The organism is Massilia brevitalea, assembly GCF_030711405.1.
GTDB classification, from domain to species: domain Bacteria; phylum Pseudomonadota; class Gammaproteobacteria; order Burkholderiales; family Burkholderiaceae_D; genus Telluria; species Telluria brevitalea.
The window spans coordinates 1-26,405 of sequence record NZ_JAULSI010000030.1; the positions used below are offsets into that span (position 1 = coordinate 1).

Annotated in this window: 24 protein-coding genes; 17 read left to right on the forward strand and 7 right to left on the reverse strand. The window is 62.6% G+C overall.

Annotated elements, in window-relative coordinates; genetic code table 11:
- Positions 1 to 109 precede the first annotated feature (109 nt).
- From QWL29_RS18275 to QWL29_RS18330, 12 genes are all read left to right on the forward strand, one after another.
- Positions 110 to 382 (forward strand): hypothetical protein, encoded by a 273-nt coding sequence (locus QWL29_RS18275; RefSeq protein ID WP_305824309.1) that lies wholly within the window; start codon positions 110 to 112, stop codon positions 380 to 382.
- Positions 383 to 441: 59 nt separating this feature from the next.
- Positions 442 to 894, forward strand: a complete 453-nt coding sequence (locus QWL29_RS18280; RefSeq protein WP_305824310.1) for a hypothetical protein — start codon at positions 442 to 444, stop codon at positions 892 to 894.
- Positions 891 to 1,073, forward strand: a complete 183-nt coding sequence (locus QWL29_RS18285) for a hypothetical protein (protein ID WP_305824311.1) — start codon at positions 891 to 893, stop codon at positions 1,071 to 1,073. Before QWL29_RS18280 ends, QWL29_RS18285 begins: the two co-directional genes overlap by 4 nt.
- Before the next feature lie 8 nt (positions 1,074 to 1,081).
- Positions 1,082 to 1,831, forward strand: a complete 750-nt coding sequence (locus tag QWL29_RS18290; protein ID WP_305824312.1) for a right-handed parallel beta-helix repeat-containing protein — start codon at positions 1,082 to 1,084, stop codon at positions 1,829 to 1,831.
- A 1-nt stretch (position 1,832) separates the two neighbouring features.
- Positions 1,833 to 6,410, forward strand: a complete 4,578-nt coding sequence (locus QWL29_RS18295; protein WP_305824313.1) for a DUF6531 domain-containing protein — start codon at positions 1,833 to 1,835, stop codon at positions 6,408 to 6,410.
- Positions 6,407 to 7,051, forward strand: a complete 645-nt coding sequence (locus QWL29_RS18300; RefSeq protein WP_305824314.1) for a hypothetical protein — start codon at positions 6,407 to 6,409, stop codon at positions 7,049 to 7,051. The genes QWL29_RS18295 and QWL29_RS18300 overlap by 4 nt, the downstream gene beginning before the upstream one ends.
- A gap of 5 nt (positions 7,052 to 7,056) precedes the next feature.
- Positions 7,057 to 7,908 (forward strand): hypothetical protein, encoded by an 852-nt coding sequence (locus QWL29_RS18305; protein WP_305824315.1) that lies wholly within the window; start codon positions 7,057 to 7,059, stop codon positions 7,906 to 7,908.
- A gap of 226 nt (positions 7,909 to 8,134) precedes the next feature.
- Positions 8,135 to 8,722, forward strand: a complete 588-nt coding sequence (locus QWL29_RS18310) for a hypothetical protein (protein ID WP_305824316.1) — start codon at positions 8,135 to 8,137, stop codon at positions 8,720 to 8,722.
- 34 nt (positions 8,723 to 8,756) lie between these two features.
- A complete protein-coding gene (locus tag QWL29_RS18315) occupies positions 8,757 to 9,629 on the forward strand; it encodes a hypothetical protein (RefSeq protein WP_305824317.1) in 873 nt (290 codons plus the stop codon).
- Positions 9,629 to 10,249 carry a hypothetical protein gene (locus tag QWL29_RS18320; RefSeq protein WP_305824318.1) on the forward strand — a complete coding sequence of 207 codons (621 nt, stop codon included), beginning with the start codon at positions 9,629 to 9,631 and terminating at the stop codon, positions 10,247 to 10,249. The genes QWL29_RS18315 and QWL29_RS18320 overlap by 1 nt, the downstream gene beginning before the upstream one ends.
- Positions 10,246 to 10,920: a hypothetical protein gene (locus QWL29_RS18325; protein WP_305824319.1), complete on the forward strand. Its 675-nt coding sequence runs from the start codon at positions 10,246 to 10,248 to the stop codon at positions 10,918 to 10,920. Before QWL29_RS18320 ends, QWL29_RS18325 begins: the two co-directional genes overlap by 4 nt.
- Before the next feature lie 291 nt (positions 10,921 to 11,211).
- Positions 11,212 to 11,415, forward strand: a complete 204-nt coding sequence (locus tag QWL29_RS18330) for a cold-shock protein (RefSeq protein WP_229437690.1) — start codon at positions 11,212 to 11,214, stop codon at positions 11,413 to 11,415.
- Between the two features lie 384 nt (positions 11,416 to 11,799).
- Here QWL29_RS18330 and QWL29_RS18335 read toward each other — a convergent pair whose 3' ends face one another.
- From QWL29_RS18335 to QWL29_RS18350, 4 genes are all read right to left on the reverse strand, one after another.
- Positions 11,800 to 12,225, reverse strand: a complete 426-nt coding sequence (locus tag QWL29_RS18335) for a gamma-butyrobetaine hydroxylase family protein (protein ID WP_305824320.1) — start codon at positions 12,223 to 12,225, stop codon at positions 11,800 to 11,802.
- 7 nt (positions 12,226 to 12,232) lie between these two features.
- Positions 12,233 to 12,682 carry an HIT family protein gene (locus QWL29_RS18340; protein WP_305824321.1) on the reverse strand — a complete coding sequence of 150 codons (450 nt, stop codon included), beginning with the start codon at positions 12,680 to 12,682 and terminating at the stop codon, positions 12,233 to 12,235.
- Entirely contained in the window at positions 12,679 to 16,686 is a 4,008-nt protein-coding gene (locus tag QWL29_RS18345; protein ID WP_305824322.1) for a DUF3683 domain-containing protein, read from the reverse strand. Before QWL29_RS18345 ends, QWL29_RS18340 begins: the two co-directional genes overlap by 4 nt.
- Positions 16,687 to 16,898: 212 nt before the next feature.
- Positions 16,899 to 17,402: a YqaA family protein gene (locus tag QWL29_RS18350; RefSeq protein ID WP_305824323.1), complete on the reverse strand. Its 504-nt coding sequence runs from the start codon at positions 17,400 to 17,402 to the stop codon at positions 16,899 to 16,901.
- A 184-nt stretch (positions 17,403 to 17,586) separates the two neighbouring features.
- Between QWL29_RS18350 and ilvA the strand changes: the two genes are divergently transcribed.
- From ilvA to rapZ, 5 genes are all read left to right on the forward strand, one after another.
- On the forward strand, positions 17,587 to 19,119 hold the full coding sequence (gene ilvA, locus QWL29_RS18355) for a threonine ammonia-lyase, biosynthetic (RefSeq protein ID WP_305824324.1): 1,533 nt from the start codon (positions 17,587 to 17,589) through the stop codon (positions 19,117 to 19,119).
- A gap of 291 nt (positions 19,120 to 19,410) precedes the next feature.
- Positions 19,411 to 20,241 carry an NADPH-dependent 7-cyano-7-deazaguanine reductase QueF gene (gene queF, locus QWL29_RS18360; RefSeq protein WP_305824325.1) on the forward strand — a complete coding sequence of 277 codons (831 nt, stop codon included), beginning with the start codon at positions 19,411 to 19,413 and terminating at the stop codon, positions 20,239 to 20,241.
- A 346-nt stretch (positions 20,242 to 20,587) separates the two neighbouring features.
- The gene (locus tag QWL29_RS18365; protein WP_229437697.1) at positions 20,588 to 21,070 is read left to right on the forward strand and encodes a PTS sugar transporter subunit IIA; all 483 of its coding nucleotides are present in this window, start codon (positions 20,588 to 20,590) and stop codon (positions 21,068 to 21,070) included.
- A 35-nt stretch (positions 21,071 to 21,105) separates the two neighbouring features.
- On the forward strand, positions 21,106 to 22,041 hold the full coding sequence (gene hprK / locus QWL29_RS18370) for an HPr(Ser) kinase/phosphatase (protein WP_229437698.1): 936 nt from the start codon (positions 21,106 to 21,108) through the stop codon (positions 22,039 to 22,041).
- A 135-nt stretch (positions 22,042 to 22,176) separates the two neighbouring features.
- On the forward strand, positions 22,177 to 23,040 hold the full coding sequence (rapZ, locus tag QWL29_RS18375) for an RNase adapter RapZ (RefSeq protein WP_305824326.1): 864 nt from the start codon (positions 22,177 to 22,179) through the stop codon (positions 23,038 to 23,040).
- Positions 23,041 to 23,316: 276 nt separating this feature from the next.
- On the opposite strand, the gene QWL29_RS18380 is transcribed toward rapZ, so the two are convergent.
- The 3 genes from QWL29_RS18380 to QWL29_RS18390 all read right to left on the reverse strand — a co-directional run bounded on the left by QWL29_RS18380 (position 23,317) and on the right by QWL29_RS18390 (position 26,393).
- Complete coding sequence (locus tag QWL29_RS18380) at positions 23,317 to 24,402, reverse strand: enoyl-CoA hydratase/isomerase family protein (protein WP_305824327.1); 1,086 nt, start codon at positions 24,400 to 24,402, stop codon at positions 23,317 to 23,319.
- A gap of 97 nt (positions 24,403 to 24,499) precedes the next feature.
- Complete coding sequence (gene hpf, locus QWL29_RS18385) at positions 24,500 to 24,853, reverse strand: ribosome hibernation-promoting factor, HPF/YfiA family (RefSeq protein ID WP_305824328.1); 354 nt, start codon at positions 24,851 to 24,853, stop codon at positions 24,500 to 24,502.
- Between the two features lie 61 nt (positions 24,854 to 24,914).
- A complete protein-coding gene (locus QWL29_RS18390; protein WP_305824329.1) occupies positions 24,915 to 26,393 on the reverse strand; it encodes an RNA polymerase factor sigma-54 in 1,479 nt (492 codons plus the stop codon).
- Between the last annotated feature and the right edge of the window lie 12 nt (positions 26,394 to 26,405).

Here is a 26,405-nt window from a genome sequence, read left to right on the forward strand (position 1 = left end):
GCCAGCTACGGCGAGGAATATGATCGCACGATACTAAACAATTAATATCTCGCTGCCATTCCGAGAGAAGCCTCCGGCAACAGGCTCAGCAAATATTTACCGGATTGAAATGGATGGTTACCGCCTGATAGCAATCCGGTTCCGCGACATCGCGGACTTCCTCCAGGACTGGAACAAGCTGCAGGACAATGCGGCCAAGATCAGCGCCTTGAATGCCAAGCCCGGAAGCTTTGGCCTTGGATCGCTACCGGTCTACGACAACGGCTGTGCGACCGCCATGCGCAATGCGTATACCGGAGGACTGAAACAAAGTGATTACGATGGGACGATATTACCAACAAGCACTGCGACCGCAGCCAATGTCGCAGCAGCCTGCAAGTAATCGACACCCTACGAATAATGAAGAAAGAACCGATGCGTGACTTGTCGAAAACGAGGGGTATGTCCATCGTGGCCGGAATCCTTTTTTCGGTGTATCTGTTTCTGGCAGCAATCGCAATTCCTGCTGGAACCGATCTTCCAGGGCATTACCACATCGGCAATGCCATCATGCAGGCGATGTTCTTCAGCTACGCAGTATTTACTGCACAACTTTTGCCCCTGATTGCCATGGCAATGTACAGTGGATACGCCTATATCGCACTGACGCGCCGCCGCCGCATCGGGCTCATCTCGTTTGCTGCGCACTACGGGTTTGCAGGTGCTGTCGCCACGCCATTTTACTTGTATCGATCGCCGGATCTGTTCGAAACGACGCGCCTGCAGATGGCCGCGCTGGGCGAGCGCCCTGCCACTGTACTCTTCAGTTTCGGACCTTTCATCCTTGCAAACACCTGGTATCTGGCGCGCCTGCTGACAGCGCCGTCATCCGCTACCCGACACCGAATCCTATGACCAGGATGCTTTATCGCACACTCATTGCCGCACTTGCAGTGCACTCGGCCTGCCTGGCGGGGGACGGCATCCGGTTGCCCGCGCTTGAGGAAGGGGAATGGACCATGTCCACGATCGCCATTACCTCTGACGGCAAGACCTTCAAGACGCCCGAAGCGGTCATCGCCTGCATTGCGTGACGCGCGACATGCTGGTCGACAGCCACTACCGCCCCTTTGCCCATGGCAGCGAATACAAGAACGATGACCATATCGTCATCCTGGTGGCGGGCGACAACCTGGTCGTGGACCTGCAACGGCATACGGTCGTGGCGAATGCGGCCATGCGCGCCGCCATCGACACGCCGGCCAGGGACTGGATCAACTACCCCGATGTCCATGGCCCGGTGCTGCCCGCGAACGTACCGCTCGACCTGCGCTCGGATATTGCCAGCCCCGGCGCGGCTGCGCACATGGCAGAGCGGACGACATTCGCATTGGAAGAAGTCCGGCGTGCCCTGCCGGCGCGCGCGCGCGACTATCCCGCGCGCGGCATCCTGGTCGAGCGGGTCGCCATTTCCAGCGCCGGCTGGGGTATCGGCGTGGAGGGCGCCGGTACCGTCATCCGCAATTCGACCATCGAGGTCGATGCCGGCACCGCCTTATGGATCTACGGTCCGAATGCGCGGATCGAGAACAACACGATCATCGTGCGCGGACGCGGCCGGGTGCGCGAGGTCGACGCGCCGATCCGGCTGCACCATGGCGACGGCGCCATCATCCGCAACAACCGCATCGTCGTAAAGGGCGATGGACACCCGTGGGCCGTCACCTCGTTCCGCACCGGCGCCATTACGCTCGAGGGCAACACCTTGAACGGCAAGCCGCTCGGACACGAAGGCATCAAGGTGTTTGCAGACGATCTTTTCCAGCTTACCGAAACAACAGGAGTCTTGTAGCATGCCCACACCCTGGTTCCGTCCCGCAGCACTGTCCTGCGTCTTCGCCTGGCTCGGCGCCCTGAGCAGCACTGCGGGCGCGCAGCTCCCTCCCTTCGGCACGCCCGCCTGCCCGCCCAACACCAGCTGCGTCCCCAGCCTGCCGCCCGTATCGCCGCCTGGCACCTGCGGCCCGGGCAACGGCGGCGCAACATGCGGCGGCGCGGGTCCGGCGGCAATGGGCAGCGGCACCGGCGTGAACGTCGGCGCCGGCAATCCGATCAACGTCATCAACGGCAACAAGTACCAGCGCGAAGTCGACATGGCGCCGCTGCCCGGCACCCTGGGCCTGGAAATCATCCGCCACTACAACAGCTCGCACAGCAAGCCCGGTTCGTCGACCAACCTGGTGGGGCGCGGCTGGAAGCTGTCGTACGAGACCGACCTGTACGTATCGGGCCGCACCGTGCAGATCGTGCAGGCCGACGGCAGCCGCATCATCTTCAACCGCGACCCGCGCGACCCCAGCCTGTGCGCCAGCGCCGATCCGGCCAACGGCACGGTCAGCATCGGCAAGACCGGGCGCGGCGAGGAATACACCTGGCGCTGGGCCGATGGGCGCCAGCTGAACTTCGACAGCAAGGGCAAGCTGGTGCAGATCCTGGCGCCGAACGGCCAGTTCGTCAGCCTGCAGCACGACCGCAGCGGCCTGCTGGTGAAGGTCACCGATCCGCAGGGACGCAGCCTGAGCCTGGGCTACCTGGACAAGGCGCGCGCCCGCGCCGGCGACGCCTTCCGCGGCGTGCAAAGCATTACCAGCCCGGTCGGCCGCTTTACTTACCACTACGGCAGCCCGGCGCCGAAAGGCGCCGACGTCGAGCGCCGCCTGCTGCTGGCGAACCTGGTCAAGGTGGGCATGCCCAGCGGCCAGCGCTACTACCACTACGAGGATGCGCGCTTCCCTACCCTGCTGACCGGGATCAGCGAACAGATTACCGAAGCAGACAAACCTGGCCGCCTGGCCTGGCAGCGCGTGGCGACCTACGGCTACGACAGCAATGGCAAGGCCAACCTGTCGGTGCGCGGCTTGCCGGCCCGGCTGGCGCGCGGCCTTGACGGCAAGCCGCTGCAGCCGGCGCGCCTGGTGGAAGGCACCGGCATCGACCAGGTCACGCTCGACTTCGGCAAGGGCGGCCAGACGGTCGTCACCAACGAGCGCGGCCAGCCCACCGTGTTCCGCCACGCGATCATCGGAGACACCTACCGCCTGCTCGACGTACGCGGCCCCGGCTGCGCGAACTGCGGGCCGTCCAACGTGCGCTACCGCTACGACGATCTCGGCAAACTGCTCGAAACCACGACCCTGGCTGCCGACGGCACGCCGCTGGCCGGTATGCGCACCGAGCTCGATCCGTACGGACGCCCGATCCTCACCAGCAAGGTCGCCTACCGCGACGGCAAGCCCGGCGTGCCGCAATGGCAGCAGCGTTTCGAGTACACGGGCGCCGCCGCGCAGCCGGCGCGCATCTTCCGCCCCAGCGTGGTGGCCGGCAAGGAAGCCGTGGTCACGGTCGCCTATGCGCCCTCCGGCGCGGCGGCCGGCCAGCCGGTGACGGTGACCGAGGAAGGCTTCGTGCCCTCGTTCGACGCGCGCGTGCCGGCGGCGGCGATCAGCCGCACGGTGAACTACCGCTACAACAACTATGGCGAGCGCAGCGCCGTCGACGGCCCGCTGCCGAATGCGGGCAAGGACGCCGACCCGGCCAACAGCGACCTGACCGTTACCGAATTCGACCCGGCCACCAAGCTGCCGCTGCGTGTGCGCTACCCCGGCAACCGGGTCGAGGAAATCGTCGAGCGCGACGCCGCGCTGCGCCCGCGCGTGGTGCGCATCAGCGACGGCCCGGTGGTGCGCACGATTACCACCATCCTCAACTGGCGCGGCCAGGCCGAGCGGGTCGAGGTCGCCGGAACGGGCAGCAGCGCCACGCGCTACCGCTACGACGTCAACGGCAGGCTGCTTGCCACGCAGGACGACGGCGGCGAGATCCGTTTCGCCTACGACGCCGGCGGACGCATGATCGCGCGCATCCTGCCCGACGGCAGGCGTGAACGCGTGCGCATGACCGAAAGCGAAGCGGCCATCGCGACGCTGGCGCCTGCCGCATCTCCTGCGCCTGCATCCGGCATCGACCGCGACTGGCTCAGCCGTCCGGTGGCCTGGCATGGCGCCGATGGCGCCGCGGCCGTACAAACGGGCTGGGGCGCGCCCGGCAGCGCCGCCGAGGCATCGATGCTGTCGATCAGCGCCGGCGATGCGCGCGCCGAGCGCCTGGTCGACGACTTCGGCCGCGTCAGCGCGATCCGCAATCCGGGCCAGGGCTGGCAGCTGGCGCGCCACGACGCGGCCGGCCGCATCGTCGAGAGCGTCGACCCGCGCGGCGCACGCCAGCAGGCCGAGTGGGACATGGCCGGACGGCTGCTGAAGCTGGTGCGCCATGCACCGGGCGGCACGGCGGCCGAACAGACGTTGCATTACCGTTATGCCGGCTCGCTGCTGCGCGAGCAGGAAGTCCAGGATGCCGACGGCACCCGCCTCACCCGCAGCGAATACGACACGCAGGGCCGCATCCTGGGCCAGACGCTCGTCATCACCCCTGCACGCCAACTTGCCGCCGCCCTGCCGCAAGCCGTGACCATGCGCTACGACTGGCACTACGACGCCAACGGCCGGCTTGCCGGACGCAGCTTCACCGATGCCGCCGGCGTGCGCTTCGCGCTGCAGGAAGAGCAGGATGCGCAAGGCCGGACGGCCAGCATCGCGACCGCTGGCGCACTGCCCGCGGCGCTCGGCGGGCGCCGCATGATCGCATCCGCCATCGACTGGCAGACGCCGGCCGGCGTCCCGTTCGCGCAGCGCATCGTGCACGGCGACGGCAGCGAGGACGGCTTCGATCTTCCGCCCATGCCGGCGCCCGCCGCGCCCGATACGCCGGGTACGCCGCACCTGCGGCAGGCCAGCCTGGCGCCGGCGGATGCGCTTGCCGGCGCGGCCAGCCTGCGCCGGTCGCCGGGCCGCGACACCGACGCCGCCGGCCTGCCCGCCGCCATCGAAACGGCGGCGGCAGACCAGCGCCTGGAGTGGAATGCGGCCGGCCAGCTGGCCCGCAGCACGCGCTCCGGCGGCAGCACGCGCTACCTCTACGATGCGAACCGCCAGCGGGTTGCGCGCATCGTCACCGATGCCCAGGGGCGCGCCACGGCGACGCTGTTCTTCCACCACGAGCACCACCTGATCGCCGAAGCCGATGCCGCCGGCCGCGCGCAATACGCGTACGCCTACCTGGGCTGGCGCCCGCTGGCCCAGGCCGACCTGCGCGAGGGGGGCTGGTGGAGCCGGCTCAAGCGCTGGGCCTTCGGCGCCCCGCTGCGCCACCTGCACACCGACCGCGCCGGCCGGGTGCTGGCCATGACGCAGGACGGCGACACGGTGTGGCGCGACGCCGAAGCCGCTGGGCCAGGCGTGCAGCGCGCCGCCTTCACACCGCAAGCGCAGGCGCACCAGCCGCTGCGCTACGTCAGCCAGTACTACGACGAGGATAGCGGCCTGTCCTACCACGGCCTGCGCTGGTTCGACCCGGGCAGCGGCCGCTTCCTGAGCCCTGACCCGGCCGGCATCGCCGACGCCGTGCAGGGCCTGCCCGCAGCGCTGCGGCTCGACCTGTATGCGTATGCCGGCGGCGAGCCGGACGAATTCTTCGATCCGGACGGGGCGGCGCGGATTCGCTTCTTCGCCATCACGACCGACGCCAAGCGTAAGCCACTTGGCACGAATCAGGGTTTTACCCAGGCTCGCTGGGCTTTCATTGTCGACAACCTCCAAGCAGGGACACCAACCTCGGCTCTCGGCCGCAAGCAGAACGAGTATGCGACGAACGGTACGGCTTTGCTAGTCGACGTCAACGGCAGTTTTTTGAAAGCCGGTGAATCGAGCATGGTCTGGAACAGTGGCAGCAACAGCGGAAATGTGGAAATGTTTAGTCAACACTACGGTGACGCGCTTATAAGCATTCCTGAATTTACTATCAACGATATGAGCGATGCGGATGCAACCAAGCTCATTGCCAGCTACATCAATGCCGATCGCCAGGAATTGTTTGGCAAAGTTTGCCCTCCCAGGAGTTCGCTGCTTCCACAAATTAAATTTGCACAAGGCGAGCCGAATATCGATGTATCAAATGCGGCCGCAAATGGCGCGCACAAACAGCGGATTCTGGCATGTGGGACCGGGTCGACCAAGAATCTCGAACAACGCCGGATAGCGAAGTACGAAGCTGCGGCAGAGATTAACGAAACGAATGGCATCAACCGCGACTGTTCTAAAGACGGGTGCCTTGGGACTGCCTATTATTGCGATGATACACAATGTTATGCCAAACCGCAGCTGAATAAAGGACCGCCCAAGACAACTGCAACTGTCTATACGCCCTCATACGGGCGGTCGCAATTTATTGGAAGTACGCTTGTTGGTGAATTGTTGGAGGCATACGCTTCTTTTTCTCCGGACGTGCTTTCCCAACTGGGTTTACGGCTAAAATGAAAGATGCATTAAAGGAAGCAGATATCAGAGGCAAGAATGTCATGCAATGGTTTAAGAATATGACGCCTGCCAGCAGTTACGCAGCAGCAGAAAAAGCATGGGATGCGCTTTCGGAAAAACGTCAGGCACAATTTACGGCAGAGACAGGCTTGAAGAAAGAAGCCTACATCGATATGGTGCGCATGATTACGAAACCACCAAAAAATTCCAAGGGAACATCACTCTTGGGGGACGCGAAACAAGGACTGGTGACAGAGTCAATCATGACCGATGCGGGAGTCAGTTCTTTCCTTATGGGAATTTTCAAGGACTTTGATCAATTTACTTTAATGACACATGCACTGATGAAAAAGAATCTAAAAGCAGCAACAAAATATCAGAGCAATGCGTCAGAAGAGTATCTTGCAGCAATGGTTGCACGTGCTCATAATGGCGGCAAATGGCAACGAACTTATCAGGAACTTGTTGCGAATGATGAGCATGACTACGTCAAGAACTTCTTAGGCATTGGGAAATTTACTGGCAAAGGTGATTTCAAATCGCTGCGCTGCACTGAGGACTTCGGCACGGGAACGATCAAGCCTGGCAACAAGGGGAATGGCATAGGCGGCCTAGAAATGACTCCAATTCATTTACATTAAATTTTATGAAAAATCGATCCTTTTTTTTGAATGCATTTGTGCTCAGCATATTTATGCCACTAGCAACGGCACAAGGCTTGCAATTGACAACGCAAGTTCCAGGTTGCCGCCAATCCGAAAAATCGTTTCCGGAAAAATACGAACGCTTAACCAAGAGAAAAAAAGGGTATGAGTGGATACTGAAGGCCGCACCTGCCGATGCGATAGTTAGCGGAAAAGGCGAAGAACGCGCCGATGAATCGTCGATGTACGACTGGCTTACCTTCTATCGGGTCGACCTCAATAACGACGGTATATGCGACTGGTACCTGAACTCTATTGCACCGATCTCATCTGGTGGAGATCGTGACTCGATCAATACCATTTATCTTGGCCAAAGAAGAGGTTGGCAACGGGTTGGCGCTTCCATCCCCAATGACCAACCCGATGAACTGGGCTTCGGCAATTCCGATGCGGAACAATCGCGGTATTTGTTTGGGGAAGACATTTCTGCTATCCATGACGCAGCTACCAGAACTAACTATTTCATTACCGCCTTTTACAGCCGCCATGTCAGCTATTCCTCCCTGCCTGGCTACCGGATCATGGTGTGGGATGAAAATAAGCGAAGTCTGCTCGTGTTGGACAAATGGGAACCGCAATCCAAAGCAGCCCAGGTCTATGCTTTCTTCAAAACGCATGGCGCGCGCAGACCTGCATTGAAAACAGAGCAGTCGAGTGACACGCTGGAACAATTCGATCCCGATACCGAAACATTCGAGATTGCGCAGGCATGCGATGTCACGTCCACACCGCGTACGCAAGCTGAGCACGGCAGCCCTCTGTCCCGGCACCTGCTGGCTCGCTGCAAACCCTGATTGCCGGGCGATATCAATTCGGTACAGGAGCGGCCAGATCATGTTCGAACACGGGATTCAAGCAGGTAGCGATGCCGGCAAGATGAATGCATCGAGACTGGCATTGGCATGCCTCTTCCTTACGTTTCAGCCCGTGCAAGCGGAGTCGCTACCATCTTCGCACCTGAGTGTGCGCCCGCCTGTTCAATGCAAGGGTGCCGGCCGTCCAGCGCCCAGGATGGAGGAAATGATACGCACCGAAAGCGTCGCCGCGCCGGCAAGCAATATCGATCTGGATGGTGACGGCTGGTGCGACTGGATCCTCCCCCTACCCTATCCGACGAATGCGCAGTTACCCGAATACCGGGCAGGGGAAGCCATTTTATTGGGAACACCGGAAGGTGCCAGATCTTTCGGGAACATGAAGCGCCTGGAATCGTTCTGGAAAAAGAAGCTGCCCGTGCCGGAAGGCCTGGTACTGCCAGGTGCTGTAACCGGAATGGCGCCGGTGCTTGTCGCGTATGCAGCCGAAGGCACTGCGCCTTACTTCGCCGGATTTTCCAGCGCCTATCCCGACTTCTGGGGCAATCCGGGAAGCTATCGAATTTACAGATGGAATCAGGAGTTCGATATGCCCCAGGAGGTGTCAAAGCACGACTATGCCTTTGTCATGCGCTTCTGGCAGAAAGAATTCTGTCGGGGGCAGTATGCCAATCAGGATTTCCTGCGCCCCGATATGAAAAATGAAGAACACCCCCTGGAGATTTTTGTTTGCGCGCCCTGGGTGCAAGCGGAAGTCGGCCGCGCCGGACACGACACCAATCATGTGCAATGAAAACCGCCTCATTCCTGGCGAGCCCCGATACCTGATGAAAAAAATCTGCCTGTTTATGAATGGACTGGTCCTCGCCGCCGCTACCGCCACGGCGCAGGGCGCAAGCATGCAGCTCACGCTCGACACCCCGGATTGCCGCATGCCGCCCGGGAAACCGCTGCCGGACAAATACCAGGCACTGGCCAGGAAGGAAAAGGAATTCGCCTGGGTACGGGACGCAAAGCCCGGCGACCATGCCGTGAGCGGCAATGGCTGGGAAAGGGTCGACGGCGCCTCGAACCATACCTGGTTTGCGTTTTCGAAGATCGATCTCGACAACGACGGCATGTGCGACTGGTACCTGCACGCGGCTTCTGCCCTGTCGAGCGGAGGCGACCGCGATTCCATCAATACGCTCTATCTCGGCCGCAAGAACGGCTGGCTGCGCGTTGGCGCCACGGTACCCGCCAACAAGCCGGATGAACTGGGCATTGGCAAGACGGACGAACAGCAAGCGCAGTATTTGTTCGGCGAAGAGGCCAGCGTCATCCATGATGCGAAGAACAGGGTGAACTACCTGGTCGGCGCTTTCTACAATCGCCACGTGCAACGCGACAGCATGCCCGGCTACCGCATCCTGGCATGGGACGCCGGCCGCAACACTTTGCGCCTCCTCGACAAATGGGAGCCCGGATCGCCGGCGGCCGAGGTGTACGCGTTCTTCAAGGCGCACGGCGCCCGCTTGCCTGCCGAGAAAGCCGCTGCGCAAGAGGACACGGTCGACCGTTTCGATGAAGAAATCGAGCAGTTCGAACTGAAACAGGCCTGCAGCCCGGACAGCCCGCAACGGTCGTCGCCCGAGCTGTACGGCGCCGTGTCGCGCCACCTGCTCGCGCGCTGCAAGCGCTCAGGATCGAACACCCGCTGATGCGCTCGTGGATCCTGTCCCTGCCCCGCCTGCTCGGCCTTTTCCTGTTGAGCGGATGTGCGGCATCCGCACACGGAACCGACCGGCAGCCCGGGTTCGGCACGCTCCGGCTCGACGCCAACCCGGAGAAAAACTTCGTCACCATCCAGGACGAAGCCGGCCGCCAGTTCGCGGGCGCCGCACGGCTTAGCAAGAAAATCGCCAGTCATGTGTCCGGCGGGTCGCGCGCCATTCCCCGCGCAATCCGGGCAACCTGGCGCAGCGGCTCGCCCGTGCTCACGAGCGACGGCGTCTGGAGCGGCGGCACCGTCCTGGGCGACTACACGGCAACGGTTGCGCAGCGCATCCCGCCCGAGGTCTTCGACGACATGCGCCGGCACGGCGGTGCCCTGCGCCTGAAGATCAGGATCGTGGACGGCGCCGTGCTGGTCGGCTGGGATGTCGAACGATACGTCCCGATCGAAGGCTGGAAGCCGGGCGACGGCGACAGCGGTATTCACTATCACATGGCCGGCGGCGACTTTCGCGAGGACAAGGTTATTAACGGCAAGATCGTCGAACCGGGCTGGGAACGCATACCGCCGACACCGGCGACGGCCGCCCAGGGAGAACAGCCATGACACCGGCAGTCCTGGCGCGCGCCGCCGTCCTGCTCTTGTTGACAGGCGCGGCCATCGGTGCGCAGGCGGCTCCGCTTGCAGGCGACCTGGTACTTGCTGATGAAACTGCCTGCAGGAAGCCGGGCCTGGCCGCGCCGCCGCGCCTGAAGGAATCCCACGAGCGTTACAACATCCAGCGCCGCTACATCGACCTTGATGGCAGCGGCACCTGCGTGCTGATGGAATTCTGGGTGGAGCGGCTGAGCGGCAGCGACTCGCCCGGCATGCGCGTGCTCGGGCACCGCTTCCTGCGCGCCGCGGGCAAGAAATGGGTGGCGTTCGAGACCGATCTGCGGCTGTTTCCCTACCTGCTGCGCGCGCCGGGCAGCGGACAGGTTTACCTGGTCGTTGCGCCCGACGACGACATGGACAGCATAAGCGCCGGCAATGTCCCGCCGGAAGTTTATGTACGCGGCGGCTGGCAGATCCGCGAGCCGGGTTGGGTGGACAGGTATGTGTTGCTGCCGGTTGGCCAGGATAAGGGCCGCATCCTGCGTACGCTGGCCGACCGGCTGGTGCGGCGCACGCCGCCGGACAAGCAGACGCGCGGCGAGCGCGAACGCATCCGGGCCTTGCTGTTCGAAGCGGCCCAGGCGGACATCGCAGTCTCACCGGCAGTGCGCCAGGAGTGATGGTGCGTTTGCTGCCGCGCGATAACGGCAAGAAACTTGAGATAGCGCTGCACAATGCATCGCAGCGAAAGGAAACGATGAGCCGTTGAATCGTTGCCCCATGGATTTAATTGACTGCGGAGATGTCGTTACAACCCAACTCGGCAATAAAAGATATGCAAATTGTGCTTCACGAAAGCAAACTTATCCCTATAATAAATCTGCTTTGTTGAGTACGGCGCTAAACGTCATCCGTTCACACCAGTAGTTCAGGCAAGGCATAACAACTAATAACTTTAGGGGAGTAACAAAATGACGAGCGGTACCGTTAAATGGTTCAACGATGCAAAAGGTTTTGGTTTCATCACGCCTGACGGCGGCGGTGAAGACGTGTTCGCGCACTTCTCGGCGATCAACGCACAAGGCTTCAAATCGCTGGCCGAAAACCAGCGCGTGACTTTCGAGATCACCACCGGTCCGAAGGGCAAGCAGGCTGCGAACATCCAGCCAGCGTAATTGACGATGCCGGCCTTGGCCGGCTGCGTTGAAACGAAAAAGCCAGCGCGAGCTGGCTTTTTCATTGCGGCGGTGGATTTGTGTTGGCTTACGGTTTATTGATGGCCTCAACCGTACGGTGGGGTGTTTGAGGCCGGGGGCCTCAAACACGAAGTGCCCACGCGGAACGATGATCAGCGTTACGGGTGTTTCAGACCCGAACGGAGCATGGCGTTGGCAGATTCCAAAGCGTTTCGTTAGCGCCGCAAGGCATCGTCAGGCCGCGGAGCGAATCGTCACCGCCACGGACGCCGGCTGCGCACGTAACCGCGTGGGCACTTCGTGTTTGAGGCCCCCAGCCTCAAACACCCCACCGTACGGTTCAGGCCGCAGACCATTGCATCTTCAGTGGCTATGCCCGCTGCACCCGCCGCCGCTACGCTTCAGTTCGCCCGGCAGGATCTTGCCCGGCTCGCGGCCGCTGTCGCCCTCGAAACCGGCGGCGTGCAAACGGCCCATGTAGTCTTCCCACAGCGCGCCTTGCTCGCTGCCGAGCTTGTACAAGTAATCCCAGGTATAGATGCCGCTGTTGTGGCCATCGGTAAAGACCGGCTTGATCGCGTAATTGCCGACCGGTTCCACGCCGCTCACGCTCACCTCGCGCTTGCCGACCTGCAGGGTTTCCTGGCCCGGGCCGTGGCCCTTCACTTCGGCCGAGGGCGAATACACGCGCATCAGTTCGAAAGGAATCGAGAAGCTGCTGCCGTCGTCGAAAGCGATCTCGAGGATGCGGGATTTCTGGCGGACGGCCAGGTCGGTTGGTTGTGGCATTACGGGTTCATCCTTCTTGGTTCATGCGCCGCGCAATCGCGTCGGCGAGCTCGGGCAGCAGCGCGCGGCGTGCGGCGAGCGTGTCTGGTTCGGTCTGGCGCACCACCGCGGCCCACACGGGCGCGGGGAAGTGCGCATCGTCAGTGTAGCGCGGGATCACGTGCCAGTGCAGGTGCGGCACCACGTTGCCCAGGCTGGCCACGTTGACCTTGGTGGGCTTCATCACCTCGCGCACGGCCTGCTCGACTTCATGCACGGCGTCGTTCAGCAGCAGGCGGTCGTCGCGCGCCAGGTCGCTCATCTCGCGCACATGGTCGCGCCAGACCACGCGGCAAAAGCCGGGATAATTGGCGTCGTCGACGATGATCACCGACAGTTTGCTGTCGGCGTAGACCGTCATTGGCGCGGCCAGGTCGCACAGTTCGCAGCCCGGTTCGCGCAGTGGAGCACTCGTCATACCAACACCCTTTCGATGCCGCCGTTGTTGGCACGCGCCACGTAATCCGGCAGCCAGTTCTCGCCCAGCAGGTGCTTCGCAATCTCGACCACGATGTAGTCGGCGCTGGTGCCGGCGTCGGCATTGTAGCGCGACAGGCCCTGCAGGCAGGACGGGCAGCTGGTCAGCACTTTCACTTCGCCCTCGAAGCCGTCTTCGCGCAGTTTGGCGGCGCCCTTCTGGATCTCGCTCTCCTTGCGGTAGCGGACCTGGGTGGCGATGTCGGGACGGGTAATGGCAAAGGTGCCGGACTCGCCGCAGCAGCGGTCGCTTTTCTCGATCTTCACGTTGTCCACGGTCTGGACCAGCGCGTTCACGGTCTTCACCGAATCCTGCATTTTCATCGGCGTGTGGCAGGGGTCGTGGTACATGTAGCGGGTGCCGTTCACGCCTTCGAGCTTGACGCCCTTCTCCAGCAGGTATTCGTGGATGTCCATGATGCGGCAGCCAGGGAAGATCTTCTCGAACTCGTAGGTCGCGAGCTGGTCGTAGCAGGTGCCGCACGAGACCAGCACGGTCTTGATGTCCAGATAATTCAGCGTGTTCGCCATGCGGTGGAACAGCACGCGGTTATCGGTCATCATCTTGTCGGCCTTGTCGTACTGGCCTGCTCCCCGTTGGGGATAGCCGCAGCACAGATAACCCGGCGGCAGCACGGTCTGCACACCCACTTCCCACAGCATCGCCTGCGTGGCCAAGCCCACCTGCGAGAACAGGCGCTCGGAGCCACAGCCGGGGAAGTAGAACACGGCTTCGGTATCGGCCGTCGTCGCCTTCGGGTTGCGGATGATCGGAATGACCTTGTCGTCCTCGATGTCGAGCAGTGCGCGCGCCGTCTTCTTTGGCAGATTGCCCGGCATTTTCTTGTTGATGAAGTGGATCACCTGCTCGCGCACGGGCGCCTTGCCGGTGGTCGGCGGCGGCGCCTTCACCTGATCCTTGGCGAAGCCGCGCAGCAGCTTGTTGCCGAGGCGCTGGGCCTTGAAGCCGAAGCCGACCATCGCCTGGCGCGTGGCGTTGATGGTGGTCGGGTCGGTGGCGTTCAGGAAGAACATGGCCGCGCGGTTGGCTGGCTTGAAGCTGCGCTTGTCCATCTTGCGCAGCAGGTTACGCATGTTCATCGACACATCGCCGAAGTCGATGTTCACCGGGCACGGGGTCACGCACTTGTGGCACACGGTGCAGTGATCCGACACGTCCTCGAACTCTTCCCAGTGGCGGATCGAGACGCCGCGGCGGGTCTGCTCCTCATACAGGAAGGCTTCGATCAGGGCGGACGTGGCCAGGATCTTGTCGCGCGGCGAGTACAGCAAATTCGATTGCGGCACGTGCGTGGTGCAGACCGGCTTGCACTTCCCGCAGCGCAGGCAGTCCTTGATGGAGTTGGCGATCTCGCCGATGTCGCTCTGCTGCATGATCAGCGACTCGTGGCCCATCAGGCCGAACGAAGGCGTGTAGGCATTCGTCAAATCCGCCGCCATCGCCGTGGTGTTCAGGAGCTTGCCCTTGTTGAAGCGGCCTTCCGGATCGACGCGTTCCTTGTACTCGCGGAATTCGCGGATCTCTTCGTCGGTCAGGAATTCGAGCTTGGTGATGCCGATGCCGTGTTCGCCCGAGATCACGCCATCGAGCGAACGCGCCAGCTTCATGATGCGCTCGACCGCCTTGTGCGCATCCTGCAGCATGGCGTAGTCGTCCGAGTTCACCGGCAGGTTCGTGTGCACGTTGCCGTCGCCGGCGTGCATGTGCAGGGCAACGAAAACGCGCGAGCGCAGCACCCGCTTATGGATGGCGACGGTCTCGTCGAGGATGCATTTGTAGGCGGCGCCGTTGAAGATCTGGCGCAGCGGCGCGCGCAAATCCCCCTTCCACGAGATGCGCAGCGTGTGGTCCTGGACCACATCGAACAGGGTGGCGTCGGGATGACTGCCGATGCGCGCGTCGAAGCCGGCGGACAGCTGACCCAGGCCGAGTTCATCGAGCTGCGCATGCACGGCGCGCAGCGGCTGGTCGAGGTTCGCCAGGATGAAGGCCCAGCGTGCGCCGACCTGCTCGACCAGCGCCACGGCCTGCTGCGGGCGGTCGCCCATGATTTCGTCGCGCGCTACCGTGTCGCCGCTGGCGTCGTCGCTTTTTTCCAGCGGCAGGTTGCCGCCCGACAGATAGGTGTGCAGCTGTTCGGCCAGCTGCAGCTTGTTCTTGATCGACAGCTCGACGTTGATGCGCTCGATGCCGTCGGTGTATTCGCCCATGCGGTTCAGCGGGATCACGACGTCTTCGTTGATCTTGAAGGCGTTGGTGTGGCGGGCGATGGCCGCAGTGCGCGCGCGATCGAGCCAGAATTTTTTTCGCGCTTCCGGGCTGACGGCGACAAAACCTTCGCCGACGCGGGTGTTCGCGATGCGCACTACTTCCGAGGCGGCCAGCGCCACCGCGTTTTCGTCGTCGCCCACGATGTCGCCGAACAACGCCATTTTCGGCAGCGTGCCGCGCTTCGATTTGGTGGCGTAGCCGACCGCGCGCAGGTAGCGTTCATCCAGGTGTTCGAGGCCGGCGAGACGCAGTGTCTCGAATTCGGGCTTGCCGCTTTTCGGCAGGCCGTCGAGGTAATCCTTGATTTCGACGATCGACGGAATCGCATCGCGCGCCTGGCCGAAGAATTCCAGCGCCACGGTGCGCGTGAACTTCGGCATCTTGTGCAGGATCCAGCGGCCGGAGGTGATCAAGCCATCGGTGCCCTCTTTCTGCACGCCCGGCAGGCCGGCGAGGAACTTGTCGGTGACGTCCTTGCCCAGGCCCTCCTTGCGGAACTTGCGGCCTTCGATCGTCAGGGTCTCGGTGCGGAAAGGCTCGCCCTTCGGCGCGCCCTTGGTGGACGGATGGGTCCATTCGAGCTTGAACACGGCGGTCGGCGCGTCGTGGATCTTGCCGAGGTTGTGGTCGATGCGCGTGACTTCGAGCCAGTCGCCGTTCGGGTCGACCATGCGCCAGGAAGCCAGGTTGTCCAGCGCCGTGCCCCACAGGACGGCCTTCTTGCCGCCCGCGTTCATGGCAATGTTCCCGCCGATGCAGGAGGCGTGGGCCGAGGTCGGATCCACCGCGAACACGAAGCCGGCCTTTTCGGCGGCCTGCGACACGCGCTGGGTGACGACGCCGGCGCCGGTGTAGATGGTCGCGTAGTCGCGGTCCAGGCCGGGCAGGCGCGTCTGCTCGACCTCGCCCAGGGCGATCAGCTTTTCGGTGTTGATCACGGCCGACATCGGGCTCAGGGGAATCGCGCCGCCGGTATAGCCGGTGCCGCCGCCGCGCGGGATGATGGTCAGTCCGAGTTCGATGCAGCCTTTGACCAGGCCGGCCATTTCTTCTTCGCTGTCAGGGACCAGCACCAGGAAGGGATATTCGACGCGCCAGTCGGTGGCGTCGGTGACGTGCGAGACGCGGTGCATGCCGTCGAAGCGGATGTTGCGCTTGTCGGTATAGGCGCCGAGGACGGCGCGGGCGCGCTTGCGCAGGTCGTACATGTCGCGGAACTCGCGGCCGAAGTCGTCGACGGCCTTGCGTGCGGCCTGCAGGAGCTGCTCGACGGCGGCGCTGCGGGCGGCGGCGGTTTCCTGGTCGCCTTCGGTGCTGTCGACAGTCACGCGGCGTTTATCCACTTCGGCCAGGCGGTGGTGCAAGGCGTCGATCAGTTTCTGGCGCCGCTTCGGGTTGTCCAGCAAGTCGTCCTGCAAATAGGGATTGCGGCGCACCACCCAGATATCGCCCAGCACCTCGTACAGCATGCGTGCCGAGCGGCCGGTCTGACGGGCGCCGCGCAGTTCGTCGAGCAGCTGCCAGCACGATTCGCCAAGCAGGCGGATCACGATCTCGCGGTCGGAAAACGAGGTGTAGTTATAAGGGATTTCGCGCAGGCGGGCCGGCGCGTTGTCGGCGAGGAGCGTGTGGATGTGTGCTGGGGCGTTCATGGATGGGATCGATGTTGGACTGGCCCGAAGGACAACCATTCTAGCTTATTGCGGCGCACAACGCTGGGCCGCGGGGAAACCGCGCGGGCTCGCTGAGCAACAAAATTTGCATCGAAGCCTTTCCATGCAAATTTCCTTTGCATGGAAAGCCGCTTTGGCAATGAAGATTAGCCTTGGAGCAAACTCATCCAAATCGCATGCGTTGCCGATGTTCAGCCGGTGATTTGCGTGATCAGGTCGCCGATGCGTTTCCAGAAACCGTCCGGCACGTAGAGCAATACGGCGGTCATGGTGAGGTAGCGCGCGAATTTGCCGATCGCCATGTACATCACGCTGGGCCAGAACGGCAGGTGCAGCCAGCCGGCCAGGGTGCACAGGGGGTCGCCGACGCCGGGCACCCAGGACAGCAGCATGGTCTTGGCGCCGAAACGGCGCAGCCAGCCGAACCAGCGGCTCTGGCGTTCCTTGGCAAAGGCGATCTTGGCGCGGTAGCCGATGCCATAGTTCAGCACGCCGCCGAGGGTGTTGCCGACGGTGGCCACCAGGATCGCCGGCCAGAACATGGCAGGATTCGCCTTGACGACCGCGAACACGGCCGGCTCGGAACCGAGCGGCACCAGGGTGGCGGACACGAATGCAATGAGGAATACCGACGTAAGCCCGACTGAGGGAGCGGCAAGAACCTTGAGCAGCCAGAGGACGGCGGTTTCGATCATCGGTGGCCATGGAGGAGTTAGATTGGTCCATTATAATGAGGAAAATCTATCGCCCTCGACACGATACGGCACGCTAACACCCCAGCGCTTCGTATCGGCTGCATGCCTCGGTCATCCGCCAGGGAACACAGTCTCGCGTCACCGGAAACCAGGACACTGGCCTTTACCTTTCCCTTTCCCGACCATGACTACCGATTACCTCAAGAAGATCCTCACGTCCCGCGTCTACGACGTGGCCCAGGAAACCCCGCTGGAACTGGCCCCGACCCTGTCGCAGCGCTTCGCCAACCGCATCTACTTCAAGCGCGAAGACATGCAGAGCGTGTTCAGCTTCAAGCTGCGCGGCGCCTACAACAAGATGGCGCACCTGTCTTCCGAAGCGCTGAAGCGCGGCGTGATTTGCGCCTCGGCCGGCAATCATGCGCAGGGCGTGGCCCTGTCGGCGGCACGCCTCGGCTGCCGCGCGCTGATCGTGATGCCGACCACCACGCCGCAAGTAAAAATCGACGCCGTGAAAGCGCGCGGCGGCGCGGCGGTGGAAGTTGTGCTGCATGGCGATTCCTACACCGACGCCTACCAGCACGCCCTGCTGCTGGAGCGCGAGCAAAAACTCGCCTTCGTTCATCCCTTCGACGATCCCGACGTGATCGCCGGCCAGGGCACGATTGCCATGGAAATCCTGCGCCAGCATTCGGGGCCGATCCACGCGATTTTTGTCGCGATCGGCGGCGGTGGGCTGATTTCGGGCATCGGCGCCTACGTGAAAGCGGTGCGGCCGGATATCCGCATTATCGGCGTGCAGACGGTCGATTCGGATGCGATGGCGCGCAGCCTGAAGGCGGGCGAGCGCATCACCCTGCCCGACGTTGGCCTGTTCTCGGACGGCACCGCGGTGCGGCTGGTGGGCGAGGAAACCTTCCGCGTTGCCAGGCAAGTCGTGGACGAGATCATCCTGGTCGATACCGATGCGATTTGCGCGGCGATCCAGGACGTGTTCCAGGACACGCGCAGCATTTTGGAGCCGGCCGGCGCGCTGGCGGTGGCCGGGGCCAAGGCCTATGTCGAGCGCTCGCAGATGGGGCGCCAGCCGGTGAAGAACGAGACCCTGGTCGCGGTGGCCTGCGGCGCCAACATGAATTTCGACCGCCTGCGCTTCGTTGCCGAACGCGCCGAAGTGGGCGAGGCGCGCGAAGCGGTGTTTGCGGTGACGATTCCCGAGCAGCGCGGCAGCTTCCGGCGGTTTTGCTCGCTGGTCGGGCCACGGAATGTGACGGAGTTCACCTACCGTATCAGCGACGAGCGGGAGGCGCATGTGTTCGTGGGGGTGCAGGTGGGGAGCCGGGGCGAGTCCTCGCTGCTGGCGCGTACCTTCGAGCAGCACGATTTCCGGACGCTGGACTTGACGCATGACGAGTTGGCCAAGCTGCACATCCGTCACCTGGTGGGGGGCAAGAGCGCGCTGGCGCAGGATGAGTTGCTGTACCGGTTCGAGTTTCCCGAGCGGCCGGGGGCCTTGATGCGCTTTTTGGACAGCATGGCACCGAACTGGAATATTTCCTTGTTCCATTATCGGAACCAGGGTGGGGATGTGGGGCGGATTCTCGTGGGGCTGCAAGTGCCGGGTGGGGAGATGGATGAGTTCCGGCAGTTTTTGGCGACGCTGGGGTACCGGTATTGGGATGAGAGTGCTAATCCGGTGTACAAGTTGTTTTTGTGATTGTCGGGTGATGCGTTCAGGTGCATCGTCCCGTGCATGAGGACGTGGGGCTGTTGCCTGAGAAGTAATCGGTGTTCATGCACACCGATAACCCAACAGGCAACAGCCCCACACCCCTCCGCATACCCTCGCCAACGTCACCCGCTTCCACCAAAGCCCGCTCACCAAAAACCCACCCATCAGCAGAAAGGTGTACGATACGCCGCTTTCCCGCCGCCGGGCCGGCATCCGTACGCGCAGGCAACACATCAGCCGAGAAAACGCGCAGCACCGGCCCATCGAGACCAGATCATGACCAATACTCCCGATCAATCGCCACTTGGCAAATCCTCCGCCTACCAGACCGAATACGCGCCGGAACTCCTGTTCCCGATCCCGCGCCAGCAAAAGCGCGACGAGCTCGCCATTGCCGGCACCCTGCCCTTCTTTGGCATGGACATCTGGAACGCCTATGAATTGTCGTGGCTGAACATGCGCGGCAAGCCGCAGGTGGCGATTGCCACCATCAGCGCGCCGGCCGACTCGCCGAACATCGTCGAATCGAAGTCGTTCAAGCTGTATCTGAATTCCTTCAACCAGACCCGCGTGGCCGGTCCCGACGCCCTGCTCGCCCTGCTGCGCGAAGACCTGTCGAATGCCTTTGGCGCGCCGGTCCACATCACGCTCACCGAGCCGGAACAGTTCGGCAAGCTGAAGATGGGCGAACTCGACGGCCTGCTGCTGGACCGCCTGGACATCGACGTCGACGCCTATTCGCCGGCGCCGGAACTGCTCAAAGCCAATTTCAACGAAGCCCCGGTCGAGGAAACCCTGGTCTCGCACCTGCTGAAGTCGAATTGCCTGGTCACCGGCCAGCCGGACTGGGGCAGCGTGCAGATCCAGTACGTCGGCCCGCAGATCGACCAGGAAGGCCTGCTACGCTACCTGATCGGCTTCCGCGAGCACAATGAATTTCACGAGCAATGTGTGGAGCGCATCTTCATCGACGTGCTGCGCCAGTGCAAGCCGAGCAAGCTGTCGGTGTACGCGCGCTATACCCGTCGCGGCGGCCTCGACATCAACCCTTGGCGTGCCAATTTCAGCACGGGCCGTCCGCATAATCTGCGTGGCGCGCGCCAGTAACACTGTCGGTTTCAAACCACAGGATTCAACCGAAAAACAACAGCACAGGAAACCCTGCGGTTTTTCGGAATCGTCCCCAGATACGGGTAAAAGATGGTGAAACGTGGCGCATGCCCCGCTTTCACCCACGGGATCGGGTTTTTCATTGCGGAAATTGCGTAGGCTCTTGCGAAAGCGCAAATCGTGCTGTCGCTACCGCCTGCAGAGGGGTCGAATCCATCCTCTGACAGGGGTAGGATACCGACGCGAAATCGAATGTCACGGCCGTTAAAGCGGCCTATAATTCTGCACCGCAAGTTGCCTGCACAATCCACCCTGCTTTGTGCCGCACCACCAGAAGCGTGTTATGACCAACCTTAGCAAAATTCTTTCGCTTGAAAACGTCCAGCTCGACATCGAGGTGTCGAGCAAAAAACGCGCTTTCGAGCAAGCCGGCCTGATCTTCGAAAACAACTGCGGCATCGCGCGCTCGACCGTGACGGACAATCTGTTCGCCCGCGAACGCCTCGGTTCCACCGGCCTCGGCCATGGTGTGGCCGTGCCGCATGGCCGCGTGAAGGGCAGCAAGAGCCTGAAGAACCCGATCGCCGCCTTTGTCCGCCTGGCCTCGCCGATTCCTTTCGAGTCGCCGGACGGACGCCCGGTCAGCCTGCTGTTCTTCCTGTTGATTCCGGACCACGTGACCCAGCAGCACCTGGAAATCTTGTCCGAGATCGCGGAACTGTTTTCGGACGAAGCGATCCGCACCGCCCTGGCAAGCGACCCGGACCCACGTTCAGTACACGAACGCATTATCAACTGGCAACCAAGCTTGCAGGCACTGGGTTAAACTGAGGGGGTCCATTTTCCCCTCCCTCTCCCGCCATGCTGCAGACTCCGCTCACCATCCAAAGGCTGTACGACGATAACCGCGACAGCCTGCAACTCGGCTGGTTTGCCGGCTTTCCCGGCGGCGAGCGGCTGATTTCCGGCGACGTGGCCTCGGCCGCCGACCAGGTCGGCCACCTGAATTTGATCCACCCTGGCAGGATCCAGGTATTTGGACACCAGGAACTGAACTACTACCACCGTTTGAAGTCCAGCTCGCGCACCCACGTCATCGGCGAGCTGATCGGTGGCGGCCCGCCGGCGCTGATCATCGCGCAAGGCCTGGAAACCCCGCCCGACATCCTCGCCATCTGCGACGAGCAGAACATTCCTCTGTTTTCCACGCCCTTGCCTGCCGCCCAGGTGATCGACTTCCTGCGCGTCTATTTGTCCAAGAAACTGGCCCAGCGCGTGATCATGCACGGCGTCTTCATGGACGTGCTCGGCGTGGGCGTGCTGATTACCGGCGACTCCGGCCTGGGCAAGAGCGAGCTGGGACTGGAACTGATTTCGCGCTCGCACGGTTTGGTGGCCGACGATGCCGTGGAATTCTCGCGCATCGCCCCGAACATGATCGAAGGCCGCTGCCCGCCGCTGCTGCAGAATCTGCTGGAAGTGCGCGGCCTGGGCCTGCTCGACATCAAGGCGATCTTCGGCGAGACCGCGGTGCGCCGCAAGATGCGGCTGAAATTAATTGTTCATTTGGTCAAGCGCGGCGTGCTCGACGAAGAAGTCGAGCGCCTGCCCTTCCACTTCCCGACCGAGGAAGTGCTGGGCCTGCCGATCCGCAAGGTCGTGATTCCCGTTGCGGCGGGCCGCAACATCGCGGTGCTGCTGGAGGCCGCGGTGCGCAACACCATCCTGCAACTGCGCGGCATCGATACGCTGCAGGAGTTCATGGAACGGCAACGTCAAGCGATGAGCGGCGACTGACTCAAGCAGGAATCTCAGCAAGAAGCGCAAGCAAAACGCATCCGAACTGGCGCGATTTTCTCGTATGTACGCCGAACCCCGACATTTCGCGACATGGGCGAGGACACGGCTGTACCGTTGCGGTATCATCGCGCCATGCACATCGTACTCATTACCGGCATTTCCGGCTCGGGCAAATCGGTTGCCCTGAACGTCCTCGAAGACGCAGGTTACTACTGCGTCGACAACCTGCCGCCGGCCTTGCTGCCGCACCTGGTGAGAACGGTCGATGCCGAGCGCACTGCCAAGCTGGCGGTCGCCGTCGATGCGCGCAGCGCCGAGTCGCTGGCCGAACTGCCGATCAGCGTCCGTGCGCTGAAGGAAGAAGGCCATGAGGTCAAGGTCATGTTCCTGACCGCCAGCACGCACTCCCTGGTGGCGCGCTTCTCCGAAACCCGGCGCAGCCACCCGCTCTCGCACCAGCTGCGTCCTGGCGAAAATCCCGCTTCGCGCCGCACCCTGATCGAATGCATCGCCGAAGAACGCGAGCGCCTGGCGCCGATCGAGCAGCTCGGCCACGTGATCGATACCTCGGAAGCATCGGCCAATAAACTGCGCGGCTGGATCAAGGAACTGGCCGAGGTCAAGCATGCGCCGCTGACCCTGTTCTTCGAATCGTTTGCCTTCAAGGTCGGCGTGCCGCTCGATGCCGACTTCGTGTTCGACGTGCGCGCGATCCCGAATCCCTACTACGACATCGCGCTGCGCCCGCTGACCGGCAAGGACGCGCCGGTCATCGCCTTCCTCGACGCCCAGCCGAGCGCCACCGAGATGCTGGAAGACATCCGCGCTTTTGTCGAAAAATGGCTGCCTTCATTTAAAACCGATAACCGCAGCTACCTGACGGTGGCGGTTGGCTGCACCGGCGGCCAGCACCGCTCGGTGTACATGGCCGAGCGCCTGGCCGCCTATTTCGGCGACAGCGAACGCGTGGTGCTGCGCCACCGCGAGCAGTCGTAACGGTTCTTGTAAGGTGGGCCGGGCTGCGCAGGGCACCCCGTACCCACGCGCTTACGTGCGCATGCTTGCACCCGCGCCCGTGAAGTATCGCTCGTAACGCCTCGCCAGGCCACGATACGGGGTTCGCGCCCATCGGATCCCGCGCGAGCGAATAATCAGCGCCGCGTACACCAGGAACGCACGTAACCGCGTGGGCACAAGTGCCCACCCTACGAACTTGCACGGTATCGTGTTCAGTCATCGTGACGCATCCAGGTATATGTTGGCGGCGAGCGTTCAATCCAGGTGCCGCAGCGGATGCGCAGACGCCGGCCACACCGGCGCGAAGAAGCCGTCCACCATCTCGGCCGTCACATCGTCGAGCGATGCAGGCTTCCACTGCGGCGCATTGTCCTTGTCGATCACCAGCGCGCGCACGCCTTCCAGCACTTCGCCGTGCTCGAAGTTGCGGCGCACCAGCGAGCGTTCCATGCGCAAGCAATCGGCCACGCCCATGGCTGCGCCGCGCACCAGCATCTCGCGCGTCACGCACATCATCAGCGGCGAGCGCTGGCGCATTGCCTTCATGGCCTTTTGCGCGAAGGGATTCTCGTCGCGTTCCAACGATGCCATGATCGCCGCCACCGAAGCCGCGCCGAAGTGGGCGTCGATCGTGGCGCGCTGCGCCTGCAGTTCGCTCGCGCCGATGTCGCCCGCAAAGCCGGCGGCAAACGCACGGATCGCAGCAGGCAGCTGCGCGCCCGGCGTCGATGCGATCAAGGCAGTCAGTGCCCCCAGCTGCGTAGCCGGCACATACACGTCCGCCAGCCCGACATACAGCGCATCGGCCGCGCCGATGGTCAAGCCGGTCAGGCCAAGATAATTGCCCAGCTGTCCAGGCGCATGCGACAGGAAATGACTGCCGCCCACATCCGGGAACAGGCCGATGTTCACTTCCGGCATCGCCATCCTGGTGCGGTCGGTCACGATGCGCAGGCCGGTGTCCGGGCCGCCCTGGGCGATGCCCATGCCGCCGCCCATTACCACGCCATCCATGATCGCGATATACGGTTTCGGATAAAAATGGATCAGGTGGTTCAGCGCATATTCTTCGGTGAAGAAATCTTCGAGCAGCGCGCTGCCGCCCGTCGGCGTGGCGTGGCCGGCTTCGTGGAAGAAGCGGATGTCGCCGCCCGCGCACAGGGCTTTTTCGCTGCTGCTGGTGATCACCACGGCGTCGACCGACGCATCGTCGCGCCAGGCCAGCAGGGTTTCGGTGAGACGCCTGACCATGCCAAGGTCCAGCGAATTCAGGGCCTTGGGACGGTCGAGGATGATCAATCCGGTGCCGTTGGCGATGCGGGTCTGGACGTAGTCGGTCATGGTAGCGAATGGTCGAAAAAACATGCATTCTACCGAAGATCGCCAATGAAAAGGGCGCCCATCGGGCGCCCTCGTTCAGACGATGCTGGCCGGCCGATCAGGCTGCGGCTGCTTCTCCGTCTTCAGGAAGACGCTTGAGTGCGTCGCGACTATGACTCTTCATCATGTCCTTGTACTTCATCACTTGCCGGTGCAGCCTGTCCATCAACAGATCGATCGCAGCGTACAAATCTTGAGCCACACTCTCCACGTGCACGGTCTTTCCAGACACGCGCAAGTTAATCTCGGCCTTCTGCCTTTTTTCTTTTTCAGTGAGATTGTCGATCGCGAGGATCACGTGGGAATCGATCACTTGATCGAAGTGGCGGGTAATGCGCTCAAGCTTGTTTTGTACGTATTCACGGATGGCGGGAGTAACGTCGAGGTGGTGACCGCTGATAGTGAGATTCATACACACTCCTTTGAAGAGGTGGCGGCTGCCGCGCCGCGCAGGAAGCGCGAGGGTGCCGCCGTTACAAGGATTTGCGGAGACTGACTGGAGGAATTTTTAACGCCTCGCGGTATTTGGCAACCGTGCGGCGTGCGATGACCATTCCTTGTTCACCGAGCATTTCCGCGATCTTGCTGTCGGATAATGGGTTCCTGGGGTCTTCTGCTCCTGTCAGTTGCGCGATGAGAGCCCGGATCGCCGTCGAAGATGCTTCGCCCCCCGCTTCGGTGGCGACGTGGCTTCCGAAGAAATACTTCAGCTCAAACATGCCGTGCGGGGTCAGCATGAATTTCTGCGTAGTGACACGAGAGATGGTGCTCTCGTGTAGGCCTAGTGTATCAGCTATCTCGCGAAGCACAAGGGGCCGCATGGCAACCGCGCCATGGCTGAAAAAGTTGCGCTGGCGTTCCACAATTGCCTCGGAAACACGCAGGATGGTATCGAAGCGCTGGCGCATATTCTTGATCAGCCACTTCGCTTCCTGCAGCTGGGCGCTCATCTGCCCTTCGCCTTTGCCCTGCTTCAGCAAGGCCGCGTACATGTGGTTCACACGCAGGCGCGGCATCACCTCGTGGTTCAGGGTCACGCCCCAACCGGCCTTCGTTTTCCGGACAATAACGTCCGGAACCACGTAGTCCGAGGTGCTCGACGCAAACGCGGCGCCGGGGTGCGGATTGCACTGGCGGATCACGGCCTGCGCTTCGCGCAGGTCTTCGTCGTCGCAGTCGAGCGCCTTTTTCAGCTTGTTGAATTCGCGCTGGGCGAACCAGGTCAGATACCCTTCGACGATTTTCAATGCCATGCGCCGCGTCACCAGCGGCACGCCGGGCATGCGGCGGATCTGCAGCGCCAGGCACTCCGCAGCACTGCGCGCACCGACGCCGACAGGGTCGAGACTTTGAATCAGCGCCAGCGCGCAGCGCAGTTCGTCCATCTCGACTTCGAGTTCCTGCGGCAGGCGCGCGTGGATGTCGTCGAGCTGTTCCTCCAGGTAGCCGTTGTCGTCGATGGCGTCGATCACCAGTTCGGCCAGGGCGCGGTCGCGCGGGTTCACGTTGGTGACGCGCACCTGTTCCGACAAGTGCTCGCGCAGCGTGACGCCGACGGCTTCCAGCTGCGGCCGGCCGTCTTCGTCTTCGCCGCTGCCCGAGGCGCGGCCGGTGTCGCCCCAGTCGCCATCGTGTTCGGCATGCTCGTGCTGTTCGCCCGCGGCGTCGCCACCTTCGGGCGCGTCGGCGTTCGCAGGCGCGCCGTCTTCGTTCGATGGCGCGGCCGGTGCTTCGCCCTGGCCTGGTGCGCTGTTGATGGCGCCGTCGGCCAGCAGGCGCACCGAGTGGTCGAGCGGATCGTCGAGGCGCTCCAGCAAGGGATTGTCGGACAGGATCTGCTCGAGTTCCTGGTGCAGTTCGAGCGTGGACAGCTGCAGCAGGCGGATCGATTGCTGGAGCTGGGGCGTGAGAGCCAGGTGCTGCGATGTCCGGAGTTGCAGGGATTGTTTCATCGATTCGTACTG

What these genes read in the sequence shown, in the direction of transcription:
- QWL29_RS18340 (WP_305824321.1), bottom strand. Translation starts at nt 12,682, where the DNA reads ATGACGAGTGCTCCACTGCGCGAACCGGGCTGCGAACTGTGCGACCTG.
- QWL29_RS18390 (WP_305824329.1), bottom strand. Translation starts at nt 26,393, where the DNA reads ATGAAACAATCCCTGCAACTCCGGACATCGCAGCACCTGGCTCTCACG.
- QWL29_RS18320 (WP_305824318.1), top strand. Translation starts at nt 9,629, where the DNA reads ATGCGCTCGTGGATCCTGTCCCTGCCCCGCCTGCTCGGCCTTTTCCTG.
- QWL29_RS18285 (WP_305824311.1), top strand. Translation starts at nt 891, where the DNA reads ATGACCAGGATGCTTTATCGCACACTCATTGCCGCACTTGCAGTGCAC.
- QWL29_RS18300 (WP_305824314.1), top strand. Translation starts at nt 6,407, where the DNA reads ATGAAAGATGCATTAAAGGAAGCAGATATCAGAGGCAAGAATGTCATG.
- hpf (WP_305824328.1), bottom strand. Translation starts at nt 24,853, where the DNA reads ATGAATCTCACTATCAGCGGTCACCACCTCGACGTTACTCCCGCCATC.
- QWL29_RS18350 (WP_305824323.1), bottom strand. Translation starts at nt 17,402, where the DNA reads ATGATCGAAACCGCCGTCCTCTGGCTGCTCAAGGTTCTTGCCGCTCCC.
- QWL29_RS18345 (WP_305824322.1), bottom strand. Translation starts at nt 16,686, where the DNA reads ATGAACGCCCCAGCACACATCCACACGCTCCTCGCCGACAACGCGCCG.
- QWL29_RS18310 (WP_305824316.1), top strand. Translation starts at nt 8,135, where the DNA reads ATGATACGCACCGAAAGCGTCGCCGCGCCGGCAAGCAATATCGATCTG.
- QWL29_RS18315 (WP_305824317.1), top strand. Translation starts at nt 8,757, where the DNA reads ATGAAAAAAATCTGCCTGTTTATGAATGGACTGGTCCTCGCCGCCGCT.
- queF (WP_305824325.1), top strand. Translation starts at nt 19,411, where the DNA reads ATGACCAATACTCCCGATCAATCGCCACTTGGCAAATCCTCCGCCTAC.
- ilvA (WP_305824324.1), top strand. Translation starts at nt 17,587, where the DNA reads ATGACTACCGATTACCTCAAGAAGATCCTCACGTCCCGCGTCTACGAC.
- QWL29_RS18280 (WP_305824310.1), top strand. Translation starts at nt 442, where the DNA reads ATGTCCATCGTGGCCGGAATCCTTTTTTCGGTGTATCTGTTTCTGGCA.
- hprK (WP_229437698.1), top strand. Translation starts at nt 21,106, where the DNA reads ATGCTGCAGACTCCGCTCACCATCCAAAGGCTGTACGACGATAACCGC.
- rapZ (WP_305824326.1), top strand. Translation starts at nt 22,177, where the DNA reads ATGCACATCGTACTCATTACCGGCATTTCCGGCTCGGGCAAATCGGTT.
- QWL29_RS18275 (WP_305824309.1), top strand. Translation starts at nt 110, where the DNA reads ATGGATGGTTACCGCCTGATAGCAATCCGGTTCCGCGACATCGCGGAC.
- QWL29_RS18335 (WP_305824320.1), bottom strand. Translation starts at nt 12,225, where the DNA reads ATGCCACAACCAACCGACCTGGCCGTCCGCCAGAAATCCCGCATCCTC.
- QWL29_RS18380 (WP_305824327.1), bottom strand. Translation starts at nt 24,402, where the DNA reads ATGACCGACTACGTCCAGACCCGCATCGCCAACGGCACCGGATTGATC.
- QWL29_RS18305 (WP_305824315.1), top strand. Translation starts at nt 7,057, where the DNA reads ATGAAAAATCGATCCTTTTTTTTGAATGCATTTGTGCTCAGCATATTT.
- QWL29_RS18290 (WP_305824312.1), top strand. Translation starts at nt 1,082, where the DNA reads ATGCTGGTCGACAGCCACTACCGCCCCTTTGCCCATGGCAGCGAATAC.
- QWL29_RS18325 (WP_305824319.1), top strand. Translation starts at nt 10,246, where the DNA reads ATGACACCGGCAGTCCTGGCGCGCGCCGCCGTCCTGCTCTTGTTGACA.
- QWL29_RS18365 (WP_229437697.1), top strand. Translation starts at nt 20,588, where the DNA reads ATGACCAACCTTAGCAAAATTCTTTCGCTTGAAAACGTCCAGCTCGAC.
- QWL29_RS18330 (WP_229437690.1), top strand. Translation starts at nt 11,212, where the DNA reads ATGACGAGCGGTACCGTTAAATGGTTCAACGATGCAAAAGGTTTTGGT.
- QWL29_RS18295 (WP_305824313.1), top strand. Translation starts at nt 1,833, where the DNA reads ATGCCCACACCCTGGTTCCGTCCCGCAGCACTGTCCTGCGTCTTCGCC.